Genomic DNA, 22,159 nt, shown 5'->3' with positions numbered 1-22,159 from the left:
GTTAAAACATGATTACCATAATTTTAGCAGTAAAGGCTGAAAACTCAGCCTTCAACAGGGTTGAACAGGGCTAAAAAGAACATTAAGGCCTTTCCAGAATCGCTGTAACGCCTTGCCCCCCTGCAGCACAAATAGAGATAAGTCCTCGGCCACTGCCCTTTTCTTCCAGCATTTTAGCCAATGTTGCAACAATACGTCCGCCTGTTGCAGCAAACGGGTGGCCAACGGCAATGGAACTGCCTTTAACGTTAAGCTTGCTGCGGTCTATTGCACCATGCTTAGACTCACGACCTAAGCGCTCTTTACAGAATGTCTCATCATCCAGAGCCGCTAACGTTGTTAATACAACGCCCGCAAACGCCTCATGAATTTCATAAAAATCGAAGTCCTGAAGAGACAGGCCGGCACGATCCAACATTTTAGAAATACCGTAAGTTGGCGCCATCAACAGACCTTCTTTGTAATCTCGATCTTTACCGATGAAATCAACCGAAGCTGTTTCGTAGACAGTAAGATACGCCTGGACCGGCAAGTTATTTTCCTTCGCCCACTCCTCACTCGCCAATAGAACCGCTGAAGCGCCATCCGTAAGGGCAGAACTATTACCGGCCGTTAGCGTGCCTTTTCCACTTTTCTTATCAAACGCGGGCTTCAAGGATGCAAGCTTGTCCATCGACACATCGGCGCGCACCAGGTTATCTTTCTCAAGGCCATTAAAAGGCACCACTAGATCATCAAAAAAGCCATCTTTGTATGCAGCAGCCAGGTTTCTGTGACTGTTAAATGCGATTTCGTCCTGCGCCTCCCGTTGAGTGCCCCACTCTTTCACTGTAACTTCACAATGCTGACCCATCGACATATTGGTTCTTGGCTCACCATTGGCAGGCACTAGCGGAATTAAGTGTTTCGGGCGAATACGAGAAGCCACTTTAAGCTTATCCACGTTTGATTTCGCCCGGTTCAAATCCAGCAAAATCTTACGAAGCCCCTCACTCACACCAATAGGTGCATCGGACGTAGTATCAGAACCGCCTGCAATACCACATTCAATTTGGCCAAGCGCAATTTTATTGGCGACCAACATCGTTGCTTGTAACCCGGTTCCACACGCCTGTTGAATATCAATGCATGGCGTATCTGCATCCAGTGCTGTACTTAACACGCTCTCACGCGTCAGGTTGAAATCCCGACTATGCTTAATCACGGAACCCGCAACCACTTCGCCCATGCGCTTGCCTTGAAGATCAAATTTGTTGACCAACCCATTTAAGGCCGCTGTTAACATGTCTTGGTTGCTTGCATGAGAATACGCCGTATTCGAACGAGCAAACGGAATTCTGGAACCACCAATAATCGCGACTTTTCGTACTTGTTGAGTCATACAAATTTCCTTTCCTTAAAATGAAGTGCAAACCAAAGTCCTAGCCCCAGTACCGGGGCGTTTATTAAACCATCACCCTGCTGAGATGTTAAATGCCTATTTAGACAATAATCGGGGCTAAATAACCTTTGATACGAATTACCAGGGAGCCCCAGTGTACAAATCAATTTCAAAGTTCCATTGGCTGTAATGACAGACGTTTACTCTTCTTATGCCAATTTCATCCATGCCTCAAAGTGCTTAAATGCCAGTCCAAAGTTTTTATTGGCTTTCTTATATCCATTCATACATCTATCGCCATTCAGACAGGTATCTCCATGAGCGACTTTTACGAAAAAATGTTAAAAAACGGAACCGGACGAAAAGTCCTTCAAAGTGTTGGCTTACCGACCCCGGTTGAACTTACACGTTACACAGGCCAAGCGGTATTTTTTCATGGCAACATACTTATCGGTGCATCAAAGAATGCCACGCTATTAAACCAACTTTCTAAAACCCTGCTTGACGCAAAGGCCACCACATTTTTTCCTGCCAATTCCAAGTACGCCAACCACATAAAGCGTGCACTTGAACACCACGGTCAAACGCCTATTCAGACCAACTGTGAAAAAGGCGCTGTATCTGAAAAGTTTGATGCATTGGTATTTGACGCCACTGGCTTCGAAAAAACCAAAGACTTGAAAGAGCTCTACAACTTTTTTAGCCCTGTCATTAAGAGCCTTAACTCAAATGGACGAATACTCATTTTGGGCAAGCCTCATATGGCATCCACTTCGGCAGAACAAGCCGCTTGCATGCGCTCTCTGGAAGGGTTCAGCCGCTCCCTTGCTAAAGAAATCGGAAAAAAAGGTGCTACCGCCCAAGTTATTTACGTTGAAGACGGCGCTGAACACCTATCATCATCCGCCATTCGTTTCGTTCTCTCGCCTAAGTCTGCGTACGTGGACGGGCAAGTAATCAACGTATCCAAAGCAGATAAAGAAATATCCATCGACTGGCGCAGACCTTTAGCCAATAAAACCGCTCTGGTTACCGGTGGCTCCCGTGGTATCGGTGAATCCATTGCATCTGTTTTGGCCAGAGACGGGGCAAAGGTTTATGTGCTTGATATTGAGGCCACCAAAGCAGACCTTGAAAAAGTAGCCAAAGAAATCGGCGGAGTTGCATTGGTCGGTGATATCACCGCAAAAGAAACCCCAGAAATGATCGCGGATGCAGTGAAACAAAATGGCGGCCTGGACATCATTGTCCACAACGCCGGCATAACCAGAGACAAAACCATCGGCAACATGCCAGAGCACTTTTGGGACATGACGATAGACATTAACCTGAGTTCCGAAGAAACCATCAATGAATACCTGTTAGAAAATAACGTACTCAATGAAGGCGGCAGAATTGTCTGCGTTTCCTCCATGAACGGCATTGCAGGTCAGGTTGGTCAGTCCAATTACGCCACCTCGAAAGCTGGTGTCATTGGCTACGTTGAATACATGGCCAAACAACTGGCTAAAAAGAAAATAACCATTAATGCGGTTGCACCAGGCTTCATTGAAACCGCCATGACCGATGCCATTCCATTCATGACCAGAGAAGTTGGCCGAAGAATGAACTCCATGAGCCAAGGCGGAAAACCCGTCGATGTGGCAGAAACCATCGCATTTTTCTCCGCTCCGGATTCCAACGGTGTCAACGGCAACGTTATCCGAGTCTGTGGGCAGTGCTTGATAGGCGCTTAAACAGTAAATTGCGCCATTACTCATGCAGAGATTAACTTACTCTGGATAGAGCCCCGAAAGGCGACTTTATTCAGAGTTATTAAGTATCTTTTTCAATCAAATACCGAATAGTGTAGCTGGCAATGTATAAGTCCCTTATCTTATATACAATTCTTACGAACTGACAACAGGAATGAAAGAACCGGCAGCTGTGCCAATAAGAGAGAACCAGGAAAAATCATTAGGAATTGAGCTCTGACCTTGGAGGGGCCATCAGGTTTCTGCGCCTTGACAACCCCCGGTCATATAAATGTTATTCCACATTTATGAGACTGGAAAGTTTATCCTTCAATACCTTTGCTCTTCCCTTTTGTAGATAGCTTGCATTTAATCTACTGCAAAATTCATCAACCTTGGCGTCATCATGCACCGAATATACAATGATTTTTCTACCCTGAACGCCCAATGTCCTTGCTTGCTGAGCAATAAACAAACCTCTAAAATCATGAAAAACTTCAGGTTTCTCTTTTATAACTGCTTCAAGCTCGGCGCTGGCAGGAACATTAAGGTCAACTAAGAAAGCATCGTAGTCATTTAGGTCAGTACTCAATAGTTTCTGGTGTGCATCATTTATTGTGGTATAGAACTCCACCTCATAACCGTGCGACTCTAGGTAATCTTCGATCCAATCTAAAAACATTGGTTCGTCATCTAGAATAAATACTTTTCTTTTCATTTTACAAATCCATTCGGTATTCTTATTTCAAAAGTTGTGACACCTGATGAAGAGTGACTAGCATCAATAACTCCATCAAAAACATTCTCAATAATTAGTTTGCAAATGTGAAGCCCAAGACCAGATCCTGATGAGGTCCTATCTATGGCACATTTTGACCTAACACCTATATCAAAGATTTTATCATCTGATGAGAAAGACTCACTTTCGCCTGTAAATGTAACTATCAAGTCATTTGTCTTTTTTTGAATCCAGTTCTTAATTGTTAAAACCGAGCCTGATCTTCCATATTTAACGCCATTGTCAATTAGATTAATCACGACCTGCTTGAAAAGATTAGGATCTCCTTTAATGCAGTTCTGTATGTGCCTGTCAACCAGTTCCACTTTAACGGGGCTTTTTGGCCCTTGCTCCTGAAAAAATTGCGCAGACTCAATGATTGCTTGTGGAATCACTGTAGTACTGATTGATTTTGTTGAAGTGAGTTCTTTGTTTCCAGAAGCATATACAGCAAAGTAAGAAAGATTACGTATTAGTGATACAGTATATTCAAGTTGCGACCTGGCTTGCTTAAGCTTTTGCTCTTTTTTGTACTCAGGAACTGTTCCTTCAACCAAATTATCGAGCGTCCCTATTACCCCGTTCATTGGATTTATTGCTTGGTGAGTTAGGTTTTGAATCAAAAACAATGTTTCTTTATTGTCCATTATTAATCTCGACTGTAATCTCTAGATAGATTCGATCATCATCTATCCTAATTATAAAGTTTGAGGAATTTGCTATTGCATTTAGATGAAACAACTCTGACTCAATAAGCTGCCGTTGCAAGCCAAGCTCTAGTACATTACTTTCAACGCGGATGGCTTCGTATTGTTCTTTAAGTATAAAGTTTATGTAAGAAAGAGTCGCTCTTAGTGCTGACCTGTCAAAATTTATTACATTGCATTCTCTGTAGTCAAACCAATCAAAAGAATCCTCAAGCCTGTGAGGCCTAAAGATAAATCTTCCATTATGAGATACATCTGCCATTCTTACTGATAGCAGCTCGCTCAGCGCATGCAAGAGAAACAATTTTTCCTCTGTTGCCTCTCCTGATTCTGGCGACAGTGAGTGTGACACCTTTATAAGAAGGTCAACAATATTATCAAATAATGGCAGGTGTGAATCATGACTTGGTTGAAGCCCATACTTGCATGCCAACTGGGGGTATAAATTCAATTTAAATACTACGTCTACTTTACCCCAGAATCTTATAATTGGTTTTTTATCAGATCTGTTCCAGCGAGCTACATTGTCTACCGCTTGTGGCGTTAATGATGAGGTTGTGACAAAAAATAGGACGTCTGCATTGTTTGATTCTGCATAAGATATTTTATTCCACACTGTTGGCCAGTCTACAGAGCCAGTATATCTTTTACACTCTACATACCATTTCTGCTTTTGGTGATAACCAGATAAATCTGAAATATAGTACATACCCTCAATATCTCTTCCACCATCGCTCCCTGGGGTTCGCCAAACGACATTCCTCAGGCCTAAGATAGAGACGATATCAAAAGTTAGCCCCTCGAATTGAGCGGGCGATAAGTTGAGCAAATTCAAATTACTCTCCTAGGGTAACGCCAAGCTTTGCGAACCGAACATGGTGGATTGTGCCACACTAGCAAAGCCAGGCACAAACCGCCGCGCGGAGTGAGGTTCCAGCAAAAGCGCCTTTTTAAATCACCTCCTCTGACAATGGTTCCAATGTAACTAGCAAAATTGGTATCGAAGTAGTCTGTATAATCAATGGGGATTTCAATATTATTTTTGGTTAGTGTACTTAGAATAATTTCGTCACTCATGAAATAAATTCTTTCATGATCGAAATAAGGTATAAGTTTATTTCTTACATTTAACGGTAACTGTCTAAGTGAAGCTGGAACACCTGACCGATCGTAGTTAGATAAACAAGACATAGCCCTAAGGCCTTTATACTTTTTTGCCAAAGGCAACCAAGAACTCAGCATATCCGATGGTGACTTCGCTGCACTTAGACCTTTAGCTAGATATTCAATGTCTTCAGAATCAACTAACTCCATAACCTTAACTTTCCTCCTGCACTAACGAGCCTGTAGAAAAACCTTTTTTTGAAGCAGGACTCTCCTCCAAGCCAATCCTTGTTTTTTGATTTACTCACTCTGCCCTTATTTCTTCTATTTTTCAATCAGCAACGTTCATATCGCCTAATTTGGGAAATATGCCTCTATAAGCGCGATATTACCCCATACCCACCCCATTCAGGTCGCTAATTGTCCATAATTACAGAGCTTTTCTATTAGTTAGGTGCGTCCACCTCTACAACGTGCTCGATGGGCACATCTATTTGTTTTGCCAATACTAAAGCATTTTTTATTACCCAATATGGTGAATCAGGATCAAATGGAGCGCTTGACCTAGTAACGTTATATAAGGTTTTCGCGCAAACTTCTTCAAAATAGTATTGGCACTCTTTATCTTTATTGCCATCTTTGATGGCCTTTAAGTTTCGATCTCGAATTGTAGTGAATAAGCCATGAGCTTTGTACCACCGAGATTTATCATGGGCAAATTTTACCACCAGACGATTTGAATCATGATCTGGCACTTTGCTCTCGAACAAATCAAGCAATGCTTGAATATCTGCAATGCAACTCATTCACTGACACCTAACGCATTGCTCATGGAAATTTTTTAGTTGTGCCACCGCTTAATCCTCCATTTTTATACACATTTTTGTAACGAAAACAAAAACAATAAAAACCAAATATTAGTAATTAATAATATTACCTCAATTGACCACCGGGCAAACGCAGGTATTGTTGTGAAAAAATAAAGATATGCTATTACAGCAGTTTGGACGATCAACCAGAATACTGAGAGAAAGAAAAAAACTTCCCTGCAGCCAAACTCAATTTCGGTATAAATCAAGTAACCCAATACAGATACAGCTGCGTAGCTAGTCACAATAAGAAATAATGCAGACAATCCCCTTCGCCATTTCGGATAATCTGTAGATAGAAAATACTTTTTTATCTCTTCTAAACTATTACTCATGGCATCTCTTTTTCGCAACGCCTCAATCAGCCGACGCGTTAGCGGTCGGCTGTATTGAAGACAACCTTACTGTCTAACAATCAAAACCGCATACCCGACTTTGATTTTCGGTACTCCACAGGCGTCATTCCTGTCCACCGTTTAAATGCTCGATAGAATGTACTTGGCTCTGAAAAGCCGGTCAGATAAACAATTTCATCGACAGATTCTTCCGTCCTTACAAGCAAGCGTTTCGCTAAGTGACACCGGTAATCCGAAAACAGTTGATTAAAATTAGTGCCTGCTTCCGTAAGTTTGGATCTCAATGATCTGGATTTTAAAGACATTCGCTCAGCCACTACATCAAGGCTGACTTCACCGGTCTCCAACAGTTCACCAATGATTTTATTGACGCGAGAGATAAGGTCTTGCCGCTCCAGTTTCGCGACGTGCTTTCCGGCTAGCTGTTCATGCAATTCAAGCAGTTCCGATTCCGCATGAAGGGAAGAACGTTTTAAAAGCTCAGCATCAAAGTAAATACGATTATGAGCATTATTAAACTCAACCGGGCAGCCAAACACCCGTTGATGCTCTGAAATATCTGCAGGTTGTGAGAAGTGAAACGTTAATTTGGAGGGGCTAAACTCCCCTTCCGTAACGTATTTGAAGAATTGAATCAAGCCAACCGCCACGCACTCATTAAAGTGGCGTAAGTTTTTGATCACATCACTACTGGTGTCTGCGATCAAGCAAGCCTGATCACCATCAATTTCCAGCCTTGCACTGGCAGCGTCACTGAGAAGACGCTGATAATCCAATGCCCGCTTGAGGCCTTCACCAAATGAAGGGCTGCTCAGAAATAAATATTCCAGTACCTGCCCCTTAAACACCGGCATTTTTTCACCAAAGTGAAGGCCGACATTGGCATCTTGGGTGACGGTCTCAGCGGCGTTCCAAAAAATCAGGTTTGCTTCATGAGGGGTTCTTATTTGCGTATTTTCCAGGTGTGCTTCTGTAACACCGCACTTTCGGTAAATACTTTCGATATCAACGTCCATTTGCTGCATCGCCGAATTCATCATTCGCATTAAGATGCCCGCATCCTTTAACTCAGACATAAATCCTGTTCTCTCAATCCACTACGTGCCTAGCTCACGACCTCGGATTCTGACACAGCACCACGATTGGTCAAGCAGAATTGACCCTTTTGACGGCCTGGTTTGGCCTGTATGCCAATTCAATCATCCCTGAGTAGAGCTATCCTTTTATCCATGTATGGAAATAAATAACCCCCAGTAAGGATCGTTTGAGCCATGATGTCAGAGACCATTCAATTGGATTTACCCAAATTACCCTCAACACTCAATTTGTACCGTAAGGCATTGCTTGCTCGCGGGCACGGCTCCCGACTTTCACCGGAGCTTCCAAACATTGAGTTAAGTGTTAAACGCATCCGAATGGACAAAAAAAAGGTAAGTGAATATGCAACGTTGTGCGGTTACAAATTTGACGGTAAACATGTCCCTCTCACCTACTTACACCTTCCAGCGTTTAATCTTCATTTGGAATTGATGGTTAATAAAAAGTTTCCGCTGCCTGTTATGGGGTTGGTGCACATTAAAAATGTGATAAAAACAGAACGCTCCATTCAGATAAATGAATTACTGGATTACCGAGTCTTTATTGCAGACAGCAGACAAACCGACAAAGGCTTCGAATTCGATATCGTCACTGAAGTAATGAGCGGCCAGGAACATGTCTGGCAAAGTTGCAGCACCCTGCTCTATCGAAATACGAAGCCGGTTAAAGCCACCAGCAAAGCTAAGTCCCATGGCTCAACTTACCTTTATCGACAAGAATGGTATTTACCGGAAAACCTTGGGCGGAAATACGCACAGATTTCAGGAGATTCAAACCCGATTCATTTACACAGTTTATCTGCCAGACTGTTTGGTTTTAAACAAGCCATAGCCCATGGCATGTGGTCTAAAGCCAAATCTGTCGCTTGCTTGCAACCATTACTAAAGACCGACGCCATTACCGTTACGGTTTTTTTCAAGCAACCCATTTACTTGCCAAGTCGCGCATTGCTTCATTATCAGGCCGATGAAGACAGCATCAGTTTTGATGTAAGAAACGTTCAGGGCGACAAACTGCACATGAACGGCGTCATAGAATTGAATAAATAACGATCAACTGTCTATATTTTAACCATTTATTACTAGACTATTAATATATGACTATTAATACATGACAAACAATACATGGCTAAAATTGGACAACGGAAATGAAAGCCCTGGCAAATTTATTGTTATCAATGACTCTGCTCGTCCCAGGAACCGCTCATACTGAAGTGTTTCGCTGGCTGGATGATAATGGAAAAATCAATTACGGTGATCGTCCACCATTAAATGTCAATGCCGAACGAATCGAGGTAAACGTGGCTTCCGGTAATGAAACGAAGCCACCGCGTGATTTACGCCAAGTTGTTCAAGATTTAGAATCCAAAAAAGCAGAACAAAAGCTGGTCTTTAAGGAGAAAAGAATTCCCGGAGATAAAACCCAAAGCCAGGAAGTAGCAGGAACCCCATCCAACTATTAGACGATTCTGCCACAAAGCAGGCATACGTTTCTAGGCCCCCCCCTGCCTTTGCTTAACGGATCATGAATCCGACATAGGAACCTTATGAAACGTTGAGTAGAGTTCCTCAAGCGCCGCCACTTCTGTTTGGAGGGATAACTTATCCTCATCAGAAATTAACTGCCAATGCTCGCCGCGCAGTCCAGCCTCCATCGCATACAGGAAATTCAGGCTGATCCCTTTTTTAAAGTGTGCTTTTAGACGAACAAAGGCTTCGGCTGAACCCATATCACGTAAATCTTCTGCACTGCAAACCCCCACCTCTGCTAACTGCAATTCAGATTTAACAGCTAAATTCTTAAGCTCAGAGACTTTCACAATAGCCCATCTCCCTCTTTGTTAAAACACAGATCCAATAACAGCATTAGTCTTTTAACGTCTCACTATAGATGAATGACCTACGACAAAATAAGTAGTTCATATTGATAAAATCATCAAAAAAACAAGACTCACATCACAAAAAAGTATTCGCCAATAAAATCAATACATTAAAAACACCATGTTATGAGCTTCATTAAATAAAGTTCGACCTTAAACAGTCGTACCAGTGTCTAGAAAACCAATAACACATAGGAAATTCTTATGATGCCCACTCAGTTATATACACCCCACCAGCGTTTGGTGTTATTCCCTCTCTTGTGCTTTATCTGCTCTTTCAGTACCGCTTTACATGCTGCTATCTGGACGGAATCCTTCAATAATTTAAGCCAATGGGAAGGCAGCCAGCAAAGCATTGAAAATGGCGTACTTACCATTTCCAGTACTAATGGCCATACCCTGCATACCACTCATAATCCACTTAATGCACGCCCCGCTTCCATTAAATTCAAAGCCAAGCCAGCTCAAAACACACCGGGTTATGCGTCACTACAAATACACTTGTTCACTTCCGAAACCGGCCAGCTTAATGATGAAAGCTATTCAATTGTCTTAAGTGGTGGTCAACGTGCCGGTTATAAGATTGTTCGAGCCGGGAACGATACCGTTTTCTATTCAGGGCAAGATTCGGGCCTTTTTACAAATGATCATGAGTGGCACGAAATCGAGCTTCAGGTAAACCAATCTAACATCACGGTTTATCAGAACGGTTTTCAAAAAGACTCAATTGACCTTACCCCTTTATCAATTTCACCAAAAGGTTCAAACATCACCATTAAAGCAGAAAGCGGCCAATGGGATTTTGACTGGCTAGAAACCACACTTCATAGTAACTCTGACTCTACAGAGAACAACGCCGATGACGCCGCATCAGAACCAGTAACCTCCGAAAATGCCGTGGACTTACGCCGAATGGATTGGGTAGAACCATTCAACCACCTCAATCATTGGCGAGGCGGAAATCATCAACCAACAAACGGCGTATTAAAACTATCTAACACCAATGGTGGTGCGATCACCTCAAAAATAGCCGTGTACGACGAAGTATCTGCATCTGAAACTAAACCAGTGCGCTTTTATGCTCGGGTAAAACCCTCTGCAGGCACACCAAACTACGCGACTTTACGGATCAAGCTTTTTACAGATAGCGAAGGCAATAACACAGCCCACAGTTACGAATTAACGATCAAAGGAAATGAAAGCTCAGGCTATAAAATCGTCAGAGCGGGTTATGATACTGTTTTTTGGTCTGGCTATCAGGACGGGCTTCTATCCAATGATCAAACCTGGCATGACCTCGAAGTTGAAATCATCAATAGTAATCTAAAACTCTGGCGCGATGGTGTTTTAATCAACCAACTGGCTTTAACAAATTTCCCTGAATCCCCTACTGGCCAATACATTACATTAGAAGCCGAAAGCGGAAGCTGGGACTTTGATACACTGGCCACAGCGGGCAACCATCACAGAGAAGAGTTTGATGAACTCTCTCGCTGGACCCCCAGTGAAAGTCACATTTCCGGGTCAGTGGGCGATCATAGCGCGCTTACCTTAACCTCTGAAAACGGGGACAGCTTAACCAGCCAATCACCTTTAGCCGCCAGCTTTGACTCCAAGTTCAGGTTCAGAGCCAAACCGTCTCAGGGTACGCCGAACTACGCAACATTGATGCTGCATTTCTTCACCGGCCCCAATGGAGAGAAAAATCAACACACGTATTCATTGGTCATCAAAGGGAACTCGGCAAGTTTCTTTAAAGTAAATCGTGCTGGCTACCAAACACTCCATTACTCTGGAAACGGTTATGGTTTACTCCAGAACGAGGACACCTGGGAAACCATTACTGCGGAATTCAAAGACTCACAGCTATTAGTCTATCGAGGCTCAGAATTAATGATCAACCTGCCTCTGGAAAATCTTCCAAGCGAACCCGAAGGTAAATACATCACGTTACAGGCGGAAAGTGGCCATTGGGATTTTGACTGGATGACAGTTCATTCTGAAACTATCGGTTCAGGTAACGAAGAGCCAGAACCACCGGTTAATCCACCCCAGTCCATTAATTTCAATCATGTGTCCGCACACTCCGTCCAGTTATCCTGGCAGGCAGTTGAAGGGATCTCTGAGTACATCGTATTTCGAGAAGGTGCAGAAATTGCCCGTACAGCCAACGTGCACTTCACTGATGCCAACCTGAGTCCGGAGCAAACCTACCAGTATCAAATAGCCAGTACAACACAAGATGGTCGCACATCTGATCGTTCTCCTGTCTATGAAGTAACAACCAGCTCAGAGAACACTGATTCGCCATTACTGCCACCAAAATCTGTAACGGGACTCAATATCACGTCTACATCACTTGAATTAAGCTGGACGGAGCCTGATTCAGCAGATCAAATATCGGGTTACATCGTATACCGGGATCAACAAGAGGTGGCTCGCACATCCTCCCTCTTTTATCAGGATTTTGGGTTGTCTCCTGAGCAAGAATATTCTTTTCAGCTCGCTTCTTTCAATAATTCCGGAGCAATCTCAGCATTGACAGAGCCGTTATCGATCACAACCTTGCCTGAAGATACCTCTAATGCTGTTATTCAGCCTGTGGCAGATCATTCAAGCCCAACAGGCACTGAGTATCGCTACCAACCCACCTACCTGAAAGACAACAGCAACATTACCTGGTCAAAAGAATATGGCCCGGATGAAGCAACCGTTGACCCTCAAACGGGTTTGTTCACTTGGCAAATACCTGAATCGATGCCCAGTGAAAGCATTCACCTTGGCGTTAAAGCAAGATCCGGAGACGGGGAAACGACCATTGAAACCTGGATTTTAACAGTCGGCAACGTCCCACAGATCCTTTACGTCGGGCCACAAGAAACCCATAAGACCGTAGCAGATGGGCTGGATGCACTAATTCCGGGAGGAACAATGATCATCCGGGATGGCACTTATCGTGGTGAGGCGTCTGATTTCATCAATAACTTTTCCGGTGGTTCATTACCACCAGCCGGAGATGAACAGCACTTTACGACCGTCATGGCAGAAAACCCAGGAAGAGTCATATTTGATGGCGAAGGAAAAATCGGCTCCTTAATACGAATGACAGGCACTTGGAACAACCCGGATTGGCCCGACCAGTACCTAGGGTCAGCGCCTTTAGAATACATATCCTTCCGAGGCATTCATGTAAACAACGCACTAAACACAGGCATATTTGTCAGCAATGCCCAATTCATGAAATTTATAGACATGGGTTCTTCAGACTCAGGCAGAGATGCTGAATGCGGTTTCACAGGCAACACTTGCGGCTCAACCAATATCTATGTGCGAAGATCCAATAATCTTTTATTTGAAGACGTCTACACCTACGGCCATGCCCGTTATCAAATCAGTTTCAGGAAAAGCATCGACAGCATAGTCAGACGAGCTGTTTCAAGGGTGGATGGCTATATTGGTCGTGAACCTGTGGGAGGCATGATGACCTACTGCAGTAAAAACATTCAATGGCAAAATGCAATGGTGCTGGACAGTAACTCTGAAAAATTCTGGGTTCGCCACACTTACATGTCCAATTCATTTGGCTACGCCGCTTCGGACTGCAAAGGTTACCCTGAAAACAGTACGTACCACTCCGGTATATCCATCAATAACTCTTTGCCATTCACCGGAATGAACGATGACGCTGCACACGCCAAGTTCAATTACGTGAAGAACAGTATAGGCTGGGGCGACAAAGTGGCTCGGGACAACCACGGCCACAGTGGCAGCTTAAACTACATCAATATGACCGGCCCTCTGGAGACGGATCAACTGACTCTCGGTCAATTTGATACCGAGACCAGAAGCTACTTCTATCATGACTATCATCCACTGAGAATTTCAAACTCCATTATTTATCGTGCCGGCTGGGACGGAGAAAAAACCAACCCGAGAGGCTTGCTAGCCATGTCACCCAGTGAAATCACCTTTAACTTCGTGAATTTCTTTGAAAATGGCATGACAGGCTGGTCTATCCCGAACGGTAATTATGCCGGCAATGTGTACTTTCAAAACAAACTGGAGGTCGACCCAAGAACAAATGGACTCACCTATTTGCCTCAGATTGACTCTGGTTCTCTGCTGGCCACAGCAGGAGAAAGCGGCAAACGAATGGGGGCGCATATCATTAATAAGTTGGGTCGCTCAGGCACATTTTATGGTCAACCGGGGTGGGATACGCTGACCGAGCAGGCCTTATGGCCATACCCCCATGAAGACCTGATCAAAGAGAAGTTTGCCAATTACAGCTATACCGGGCCGACACGAACGGATCAAGAAGATCAGGTAGGCCCTGATGAAACGCTTTCTGGCGCCAGAGGTTTTGCTGCCTCAGGAAACGGACTGTACGGCGGCCCTATTACTCTGACCTCTTACATTTGGGAACAACTTGGCTCGGCCTGTCCTGAGCAATACTGCCCTAAATAACCAGCATTAAACCCTGCCCCTTGTTCATCAATGAACATGGGGCAAGTGTTACACACTTGCTTACAAATCCAGTTACAAGTCTAACTACAAACCTAGCTACAAACCTGAATAGTCAGCCGCTTATTTTATTTCAGTTTCCACCAACACCACTTCACTCTCACCAACATTGATGACGTTGTGCGTCGTCGCGGGAAGGTACAACGCCTGCCCCGTCTTTAGGTTCAGCACTTTAGAGGATTTATCTGGTTGGGAAGGCTTTAATTCTATGACACCACCTTGTGCAACATACACAACTCGGTGTGGGTATTGATGAGTATGCATTCCTGACTGACTGCCAGCCGGGTAAGTTAAGCGTACTACTTCAACTGTATCATTATTAATTAACACTTCTTTATCGCCGTACACAATGTCGGCCATAGCCAGCTGCGAAGAAAAGCTCGCTGTGATGATACTAATCAGTTTCAAGCAGGAAATTCTCATAAGGAATGCATCACGTACTATAAAGGATTAGAAGGATTAAAAAGCGATAACCTGGTTACCGCTTTAAAAAACGAAATAATAATTATTTCGCATCAACCCGGCTCATAAATTTACGTTCTTCAACGTTAATTTTGATCCAGTCGCCAGTCGCTATATGTTCCGGAACCTGAACAGTTAAGCCAGTTGAAAGTGTCGCAGGCTTAGTGCGAGCCGTTGCAGAACCACCCTTGATGGATGGATCAGTTTCAGTGATTTCTAATTCAACGCTGGAAGGCATATCCAAACCAACCGGTGACTCTTTCACCAAGATAACCTGAATACCCTGAGTACTCTCGTTGATGAACTGTACTTCGTCTGAAATTGATTCTGCATTCAGAATATATGAACTGAAGTCTTCGGTGTCCATGAAGACATATTCTTCACCGTCAACATAAGACAACGTGGCCGGACGACGAACTAAATCTGCCAGATTGAGCATATCAGAGTCTTTGAATGTCTCATCAACTTTACCACCGGTAACCACGTCATACATACGCATACGGTAAATACTACCACCCGCTCGACCTTGTGGTACGGAACGCTCAATGTCCCTTACGATAAATACTCTGTCATTGATTTCAATTGCTTGGTTTTTCTTAATTTCACTTGCCTTTGGCATCGTCTACAGCCCTAATCCTAAAAAAGCAAAAGATTACTATATTCCCCCGTTTATTCAATAAGGACTTTTACAAATTAGCCAATACAGGCTGTTAATTTCAGCTTTGGACGGTACTAAGCCATGTCCGCTTTAAGCTCTAACAGCAATTTCCTGGCGTTTTCCCGACAATGTAAAATGTGGTGATCTGCCAAATTAACGTCTCCCATCATATCAAGAAGCGTTTCATCGTCCGCATCCAATAAGGCAACAGCAGAAATAGCCTCTTTATCGGACATGGACGTAACAGACTCCAACAACTCCAATGTCGGCCGGTTTTTTATATATCGTTCAATGGCCCATTTTTTGAGTAAGGTTGAAGATATCTGGCAAAAACACTTTTTAGGATGAACTAAGTAACATATGTGTGACATAGAGACCTTCCATATGACTTTTATAACAAGACACAAAGAGTGTGTTCTCTACTTAAATATAGATTGCCAAACGATGATGAACCAATCTGCGGGATAAGCATTATTCGCTTACCCGCTAACGAAAAGGCGTTGTTCTGTGTGAGAAATGCGTTAACTCAAGTTACGAGTTTGTCCGCTCTTCCAGTTGAGCTTCCAGTTTGTTTAACAGACTCCACAGCTTAGTCAGCTCAAGCTCTCGTTGATGCGTTAGCTCTCGAGTGCTTGATACCAGCAAATCTAACTGATTAGCTGTTTCATGATCACTTGCTGCCAGTTTTTCAATTTCTTCAATTGTCATGAGCTGCTTCATAAAAACTCACCTTGTTCCCAAACTATAACCATAGAGTAATTATGGTCGTTTAACGCAAAATTGAAAGAAATTGGCAACACCTTAAAAACGGAATCGTTGTGATGAGACTCAATCTTGTTAACTTCTGTATTTATCACCGTGGACCAATGCCCTATAATTAACCACCCGGTCAACTATCAACACCCAGGGAATACCCTTAGATACAAAGGAGCTGTATGTCGTACAACCAGCAAGTTACGGATAATATCAATCAACTTAAACGCCAAGTAAAAGAAGCAAAAAGCCAAGATCAATTAGTTAACATCATCCAATCCGTTCAAGCTCACACTGGGCCCTTAGACTACAAAGATACAGCACTGACCATCATCTTATGGTCATTTCTACTTTTAGGTTCTGTGATGCTTTTTCTAGGTGTGACCGACACATACCTACCCATTATTACTCAAATCATAGGTTATACATGCTACAGTGCGCACTCCTGGCTGCCTGCTTTGGTCGTGTATATTTTACCTGCGACAGCGAGAAGAAAAAAGTAAAGTCACTCCTCTCATTTCGAAAGTGTTTCCCGATTCGGCTAACAAACGTATCGGAGCCATCACGCTCAGCATAGCCTTGCTCACATTTTTCACTCCTCCCTGGGTTTTCGTGTTTTGGGACAGCGTTAATCTATTGAGTATGTATTTAAGTATTTATGATCCGGCAATATTTATTTCACTCTCTATGCTCGTCAGCAGCTTTTTCCTGTGGCGTTTCCTCAGAAAACGAAAGCACTGGCGTAAACCGATATCAAACGATATACATCATTTGGACACACTGCTGAACAACGACTTCAAGACAGTGTCATTCAATCCGGATGAGAAGATAAAAGACTTACTTGCCAAGTTTAAAGAATTTCATCGGGGCAATGACGCAAAGGAAATTCAGCACTTGTACAAACGAGAGTATCAGGGTGCCGTTCATACCTTTGCGTTTGAAATGTATCGTTTCCACTATGTACGCAAGACCACTGAATCGTATACGGACTCCAATGGCAATCGCAGAACAAGAACCCGTCGCGTCAGTTATTATCGCCACGGTATTCTGATGAACTTCCCTTTTGCTAAATCCCTCTGTATCAATAGTGACAGTGAAATTAGTCATAAAGGTGAGAAATACACCACCGCTTCAAACCAGTTCAACCGCCGCTTTAAAGTACGCACGAAAGATGAATTGCAAACAGCTCGCTTCCTAACACCTGCAGTCATCGAATTATTAACTCAAATGGATCAACTACTTAAAAACCTGAACATCGAAATTACAGGACAAAATGAGCTTTGTTTATCTTTTGACGATGATAATTTGCTCAAAGCCAAACAAGTAAACGATTTATCCAACCCGGAAGCATTCGCAAAAGAAATCGCCCAGCACGCAGAACTTAAAACCCTGGACACACTGCTTGAGCACATTCACGACTTGATGCGTTTAAGCGACAACAACTTCATTTAACTCAAATTCAAGGAAAGAGCATGACCGAACTTATTATTTTTATCGGCATACCAGTGGCATTGGCCGCATTTATTATAATGATCTACAACGGCATCGTGGGTCGTTTTAATGCGGTGGAGCGCGCTTGGGCCTCTGTATTAACCCAAGAGCGTCAAAAAAATAAAATCATCCCGGCGGTTGAAAAAATGGTCGAAGATTATAAATTACACGAAGGCGGACTACTGACAGAAGTCACCAAGTTGCGAAGTGCAATTCAAGAACTTCAAAACGGCGAAGTCAACCCACAAAAACTTTCCGTCACAGAACAATTAGCATCCAGCCTGCTTCAGGGATTAAAAGTCACCGTTGAAGCCTACCCAGAACTGAAAGCCTCTGACGTGTACCTCAAAGTCATGGCTGAAATCAGCGAGCAACAAGAGCAAATTGCCGCCGCTATACGCATTTTCAACCAAAACGTTGAAGACTTTAATAACGGCATTCAAATGTTTCCAGGCTCACTGGTTAACAGTTTTCTGAATAAGAAATCAAAAGTAGAAACATTCAGTGATAGTCAGGCTTCGTCAGGTTTTGATTACAAGCCAAATGTGTAGACAGGAAAACAAAACACAGCCATTCACTTGAATGGTTGTGAGACAACCAAGTTACCTCTTTCCTATGATCAGCCTCCTCTCATTTGCGAAACTTCGCTTTCGCTCAAAATAACAACTACTTAGAAAAAAGCCGTAATAAACAGTGCACATTAGCGTTTCGCTCTTGTAATCAGCTGTAATGTCATTTCCAGAAAAGCTTGCCTAATCTTTTGGTGGATTAACAACCCACACTACAAATTCAAAGTTACTAGCCCGCTGATTCTGATGAGATGGAGATCAACATGACTGAACAAACAGCAGAGCTCACCCAAGATAAAACAAGCAAAAAGAAATCGTCACCTGTCGCAGGTCAAAGCGACTATCAATACATGCACTCTTACACCTATACACTCGAAGATGGTTCCAAGAAGGTTCTCGAACCTATTGCTGTGCTCAAAGTCGATGAGAATCACCCTTTTCCCGCAACCCAGAACCCGAATCTGGTACAAATAATACAGATCGGCGAAGCCCTAGTTGAACTACTGACTAACATCACAATCAAGTTAACCAACTTACTTGATATTGGCTCCGTCGGGCCAACCAGCAATACCTCTGCAGCCGGCCCGGTTTCTTTAAAAGAAGTCATTGGTTTAATTAAGCAAAAACTTGAGATATTAAATAACATCACAGAGTTTGCTGACATTGTGACCAGCCAGGTTGAAAAAGACGTTCATGAAAAAGAAGCTCAATTAGCTAAATTCATTGAAAATCAGCTTCAGAAAGATTTTGGTTCTGCACTGGGAAGCAAACTAGCTAAAGAACTTGGAAAAGCCGCTCAAAAAGAAATTAACAATTTGACTGACGCAATTCAGGCCCTGCTTAAGGATGTCTTTGGGTTCTTGGTTCACGCAGTCATTCAAGAAGTACTAAGAGCTGCCGGTCTTCATGGTGACGCCACTTCACTTCGTCAGTACGCTGATCAATTTCAGACCATTGTTGTGCCGAATGTATCCTCAACGTTTGACAACGACGATGCTTTCGCCGCATTCCAAGTCTCAGGCCCCAACCCGTTGGTGATTGAACGCATCATAGACAGCCTTCCGCCAAAGTTTCCGGTAGATGATGATTCATATCGAAAGGTGATGGGTGATGACGACTCTCTGGCGTTAGCCATTGCTGAAAACCGGTTATACTTCACCGATTACAAGGCCCTTGACGTGCTTGAACCGGGGACGTTCCCACAACAGAAATACATCGCGGCCTCCATGGGGTTATTTGCGGTTAAAAAAGGCGATACCTCCGGCGCTTTACATGCTGTTGCCATTCAGGTGGATCAAGTCCCTTCCGCTAATAACCCGGTGCTTTACCCGTTCCACGGAGACACCTGGACTCTGGGCAAAGTACATTTCCAGGCAGCAAATTCCAATTATCATGAGTTAATCAGCCATCTTGGTTTAACTCACTTGCTTATCGAACCATTTGCAGTCAGCACGCAACGTAAATTGAACAATTCCCATCCGGTTTACAATCTGCTTCTGCCTCATTTTCAGGGCACTTTATTCATCAATAATGCGGCGATTCTAACGCTCATTAATCCTGGCGGCGGTGTAGACAGAACATTAGGCGGCACCATTGAAACCGGCTGGGATGTTACAACCAGTTCACTTACCGAACTGAATTTCAATGAACGCATGCTGCCCAATCAACTCGCAGGCAGATTTATGGCGAATAAAGATTTACCAGTCTCATACCCATACCGCGATGATGCAATGGACGTTTGGAACGCAATCAAAAGCTGGGCTGAAGATTACGTGGACATCTATTATGTCGACGACAAACAGGTCGCAGATGATGAAGCACTTCAAGCATGGCTCATAGACCTAACCAGTGAGGACGGAGGAAGAATCAACGGGCTAGGTGAGAAAGACAGTGATGGTACGCTCGGCATCTACACAAAGTCTTATCTGGTTGACGTGCTCACTATGGTTATTTTCACGTCCAGCGCGCAGCATGCCGCTGTTAATTTCCCGCAGCTGTCCGTCATGAGCTACACACCGAGCATGCCATTGGCAGCCTATGCACCAGCACCCACCTCCACCGAAGGCACAGAAAGCCAAGACCTATTAGCCACTTTGCCGCCGCTGGAGCAGGCCTTACAGCAACTGCTCATCACGCACGGTTTAGGTGGGGTTTACTTCACCCGCCTGGGGGATTACAACCGACATCAACGTGGCAATTATTTCAGTAACACCAAAGTTCAGGCGGCACTGGAAACGTTCCGGGACAGGCTCGATGCAGTTGAAAATCAAATAGGCGAGCGCAACCTAAACAGACCTATGTATCAAAGTCTGTTGCCATCAAGAATCCCACAGAGCATTAACATTTAAAAGTAAGCCGGGGGCAAACCTGCCCCCGTTTTTACCTGCGCTCATTTCTACATGCCTAGCGATAACCAACTATGAATATTTCCTAACATCTTTGTCTATTCGCACAACTACAGGCCAGTTAAATCCATTTCACCATGTTCTTTGATCAGAACTTCAATCTGCCCCATCGCTTCTTGATAGGCCGACCATGTCTTTAGTTGAATGAACAGTAATTGCAGAAATGTCGCAATCATCAGAACGCCAACCACAGGTGAAAGCGAATGCAGAAATGGCACTAAACAAACGACCGGAAGCAGTATCAGATAAGTTTTGAAAAGATTCTGGCCGTAAACCACAGGAAGCAAGTCATGCATATTGGGTAAGGCACTCATTGCCTGAAAACACTTCATTGCCCGTTGCTGGAGATGTAGATAGGCTAAAAATGGAATGATCTTAATGAGCATTCCAAAAATCACAGAGATAACGAAGCCCGCGATAAACACAGTTACAGCAAAGAGTTGCAGTTCGGCTTGCCACTGGGTGTTGATGAAAGATGCACAAAGAAAAGCCACCATAGAAGCGATTAAGGCAACGAAAGACAAAAACCAAAAATTTATTGTGGTATCCGGAACTTTCCGCTTTCTGTTATTCAACAAACGAAGGCTGTAAATAGCGTACACCACCATACAGACGCCTAATAAAGCCAATACAAACTCACTAAAACCGCGATATTGAAACAACACCGAAAAACTCAGGATAACGAGCAAAGCAAACTGGGTAGCAGGTAACCATTTTTTAATTTGAAGGTGAAAGTCGGGGGTCACATGAAACATAGGGATCACCTGAAAACTAACCCCCATGATCAATACAGTCACCCAGCCCAGAAGCCCCCAGGTCAAATGTAAATTCGTAAGGCTTTTCCCTAATCCTGAACCCAAGACATCTGGCACAAAATATCCAAACAACTGTAAGCAACCCGTTATGACAGTCACAACCAAACTGAACACTGCAAACCGCACTGCACGAATCGAGTAATTACCCGTGTTCTTTTTAATAACAACCCAACCGATCAACGTCACGAACAAGCCAATCGCTATAAGCAAAGGCGTCAGACTGATCGCTAAAACCAGCGATGAGGGGTACAAAAAGTTCAGCGGAAATAACACCACACCAAGCACTAAGCAAACATGGAGTATCGGTGCAACTTTGTCTACTTTAGGTAAGCCAGTACCCGCCAATACGGGCAGTATTTGAGTTAAGGCGCCAAACATGATCATGGCAATGAAGCCCAAGGTAAATAAGTGCGTCATTGCAATCAATTGGGGCTGCCAACGAGAGATCCAGATCTCTGGCACCACTAATAAAAGGCACCCTAACAACCCAAGCACAGGCGCCGTCACAAAGAAGCGGAACGGAGTAGAGAATTCAGGAATATTATCAAACGAGAGACCCTTTAAGTTCATGGTCAGA

The 22,159-nt window shown here is 43.6% G+C and carries 22 protein-coding genes; 8 read left to right on the top strand and 14 right to left on the bottom strand.

All coding sequences use genetic code 11. The annotated features are described in order from the left end of the window. Window positions 1-82 precede the first annotated feature (82 nt). Complete coding sequence (locus ABD744_RS07075; RefSeq protein WP_344796870.1) at window positions 83-1,381, bottom strand: acetyl-CoA C-acetyltransferase; 1,299 nt, start codon at window positions 1,379-1,381, stop codon at window positions 83-85. Window positions 1,382-1,698: 317 nt separating this feature from the next. Here ABD744_RS07075 and ABD744_RS07070 point away from each other — a divergent pair, with 317 nt between their 5' ends. Beyond that, a complete protein-coding gene (locus tag ABD744_RS07070; RefSeq protein WP_344796868.1) occupies window positions 1,699-3,117 on the top strand; it encodes a 3-oxoacyl-ACP reductase in 1,419 nt (472 codons plus the stop codon). 292 nt (window positions 3,118-3,409) lie between these two features. Here the strand turns inward: ABD744_RS07070 and ABD744_RS07065 are convergent, their stop codons facing one another. The 7 genes from ABD744_RS07065 to ABD744_RS07035 form a co-directional block, all read right to left on the bottom strand. After that, window positions 3,410-3,832, bottom strand: coding sequence for a hypothetical protein (locus ABD744_RS07065; protein ID WP_344796866.1), 423 nt, complete (start codon window positions 3,830-3,832; stop codon window positions 3,410-3,412). Further along, complete coding sequence (locus ABD744_RS07060; protein ID WP_344796862.1) at window positions 3,829-4,539, bottom strand: sensor histidine kinase; 711 nt, start codon at window positions 4,537-4,539, stop codon at window positions 3,829-3,831. The genes ABD744_RS07065 and ABD744_RS07060 overlap by 4 nt, the downstream gene beginning before the upstream one ends. Further along, window positions 4,529-5,434 (bottom strand): restriction endonuclease, encoded by a 906-nt coding sequence (locus tag ABD744_RS07055; protein WP_344796860.1) that lies wholly within the window; start codon window positions 5,432-5,434, stop codon window positions 4,529-4,531. The genes ABD744_RS07060 and ABD744_RS07055 overlap by 11 nt, the downstream gene beginning before the upstream one ends. Continuing rightward, a complete protein-coding gene (locus ABD744_RS07050; RefSeq protein WP_344796859.1) occupies window positions 5,431-5,913 on the bottom strand; it encodes a hypothetical protein in 483 nt (160 codons plus the stop codon). The genes ABD744_RS07055 and ABD744_RS07050 overlap by 4 nt, the downstream gene beginning before the upstream one ends. 236 nt (window positions 5,914-6,149) lie before the next feature. Beyond that, window positions 6,150-6,509 (bottom strand): hypothetical protein, encoded by a 360-nt coding sequence (locus ABD744_RS07045; protein WP_344796857.1) that lies wholly within the window; start codon window positions 6,507-6,509, stop codon window positions 6,150-6,152. A 65-nt stretch (window positions 6,510-6,574) separates the two neighbouring features. After that, a complete protein-coding gene (locus ABD744_RS07040) occupies window positions 6,575-6,907 on the bottom strand; it encodes a hypothetical protein (protein ID WP_344796855.1) in 333 nt (110 codons plus the stop codon). 80 nt (window positions 6,908-6,987) lie between these two features. Beyond that, on the bottom strand, window positions 6,988-8,004 hold the full coding sequence (locus tag ABD744_RS07035) for an AraC family transcriptional regulator (protein ID WP_344796853.1): 1,017 nt from the start codon (window positions 8,002-8,004) through the stop codon (window positions 6,988-6,990). 195 nt (window positions 8,005-8,199) lie between these two features. Between ABD744_RS07035 and ABD744_RS07030 the strand changes: the two genes are divergently transcribed. Continuing rightward, window positions 8,200-9,075 (top strand): MaoC/PaaZ C-terminal domain-containing protein, encoded by an 876-nt coding sequence (locus tag ABD744_RS07030; RefSeq protein ID WP_344796851.1) that lies wholly within the window; start codon window positions 8,200-8,202, stop codon window positions 9,073-9,075. A gap of 98 nt (window positions 9,076-9,173) precedes the next feature. Further along, a complete protein-coding gene (locus ABD744_RS07025; protein WP_344796849.1) occupies window positions 9,174-9,488 on the top strand; it encodes a DUF4124 domain-containing protein in 315 nt (104 codons plus the stop codon). A gap of 60 nt (window positions 9,489-9,548) precedes the next feature. On the opposite strand, the gene ABD744_RS07020 is transcribed toward ABD744_RS07025, so the two are convergent. Continuing rightward, window positions 9,549-9,845 (bottom strand): TfoX/Sxy family DNA transformation protein, encoded by a 297-nt coding sequence (locus tag ABD744_RS07020; protein WP_344796847.1) that lies wholly within the window; start codon window positions 9,843-9,845, stop codon window positions 9,549-9,551. 264 nt (window positions 9,846-10,109) lie between these two features. On the opposite strand from ABD744_RS07020, the gene ABD744_RS07015 reads away from it, so the two are divergent. Next, window positions 10,110-14,372, top strand: coding sequence for a fibronectin type III domain-containing protein (locus ABD744_RS07015; RefSeq protein WP_344796845.1), 4,263 nt, complete (start codon window positions 10,110-10,112; stop codon window positions 14,370-14,372). Between the two features lie 120 nt (window positions 14,373-14,492). Here the strand turns inward: ABD744_RS07015 and ABD744_RS07010 are convergent, their stop codons facing one another. The 4 genes from ABD744_RS07010 to ABD744_RS06995 all read right to left on the bottom strand — a co-directional run bounded on the left by ABD744_RS07010 (window position 14,493) and on the right by ABD744_RS06995 (window position 16,269). Then, complete coding sequence (locus ABD744_RS07010; protein ID WP_344796843.1) at window positions 14,493-14,837, bottom strand: cupin domain-containing protein; 345 nt, start codon at window positions 14,835-14,837, stop codon at window positions 14,493-14,495. Between the two features lie 97 nt (window positions 14,838-14,934). Further along, on the bottom strand, window positions 14,935-15,510 hold the full coding sequence (gene efpL / locus ABD744_RS07005) for an elongation factor P-like protein EfpL (protein WP_344796841.1): 576 nt from the start codon (window positions 15,508-15,510) through the stop codon (window positions 14,935-14,937). A 113-nt stretch (window positions 15,511-15,623) separates the two neighbouring features. Continuing rightward, window positions 15,624-15,920, bottom strand: a complete 297-nt coding sequence (locus tag ABD744_RS07000) for a hypothetical protein (protein ID WP_344796839.1) — start codon at window positions 15,918-15,920, stop codon at window positions 15,624-15,626. A gap of 160 nt (window positions 15,921-16,080) precedes the next feature. Next, window positions 16,081-16,269 (bottom strand): hypothetical protein, encoded by a 189-nt coding sequence (locus ABD744_RS06995; RefSeq protein ID WP_344796837.1) that lies wholly within the window; start codon window positions 16,267-16,269, stop codon window positions 16,081-16,083. 215 nt (window positions 16,270-16,484) lie between these two features. Between ABD744_RS06995 and ABD744_RS06990 the strand changes: the two genes are divergently transcribed. From ABD744_RS06990 to ABD744_RS06975, 4 genes are all read left to right on the top strand, one after another. Then, a complete protein-coding gene (locus tag ABD744_RS06990) occupies window positions 16,485-16,805 on the top strand; it encodes a hypothetical protein (RefSeq protein WP_344796835.1) in 321 nt (106 codons plus the stop codon). Between the two features lie 268 nt (window positions 16,806-17,073). Further along, a complete protein-coding gene (locus ABD744_RS06985) occupies window positions 17,074-17,754 on the top strand; it encodes a DUF3137 domain-containing protein (protein ID WP_344796833.1) in 681 nt (226 codons plus the stop codon). 20 nt (window positions 17,755-17,774) lie between these two features. After that, a complete protein-coding gene (locus ABD744_RS06980) occupies window positions 17,775-18,344 on the top strand; it encodes a LemA family protein (protein WP_344796831.1) in 570 nt (189 codons plus the stop codon). Window positions 18,345-18,625: 281 nt separating this feature from the next. Then, entirely contained in the window at window positions 18,626-20,710 is a 2,085-nt protein-coding gene (locus tag ABD744_RS06975; RefSeq protein ID WP_344796830.1) for a lipoxygenase family protein, read from the top strand. A gap of 107 nt (window positions 20,711-20,817) precedes the next feature. Here ABD744_RS06975 and ABD744_RS06970 read toward each other — a convergent pair whose 3' ends face one another. Further along, window positions 20,818-22,152, bottom strand: coding sequence for a hypothetical protein (locus tag ABD744_RS06970; RefSeq protein ID WP_344796828.1), 1,335 nt, complete (start codon window positions 22,150-22,152; stop codon window positions 20,818-20,820). Window positions 22,153-22,159 lie beyond the last annotated feature (7 nt).

The organism is Litoribacillus peritrichatus (assembly GCF_039537985.1).
In the GTDB taxonomy this organism is placed as follows: Bacteria; Pseudomonadota; Gammaproteobacteria; order Pseudomonadales; family Litoribrevibacteraceae; genus Litoribacillus; species Litoribacillus peritrichatus.
Note: the sequence above shows the minus strand (reverse complement) of the source record. Positions and strands in the feature narration are given on the sequence as shown.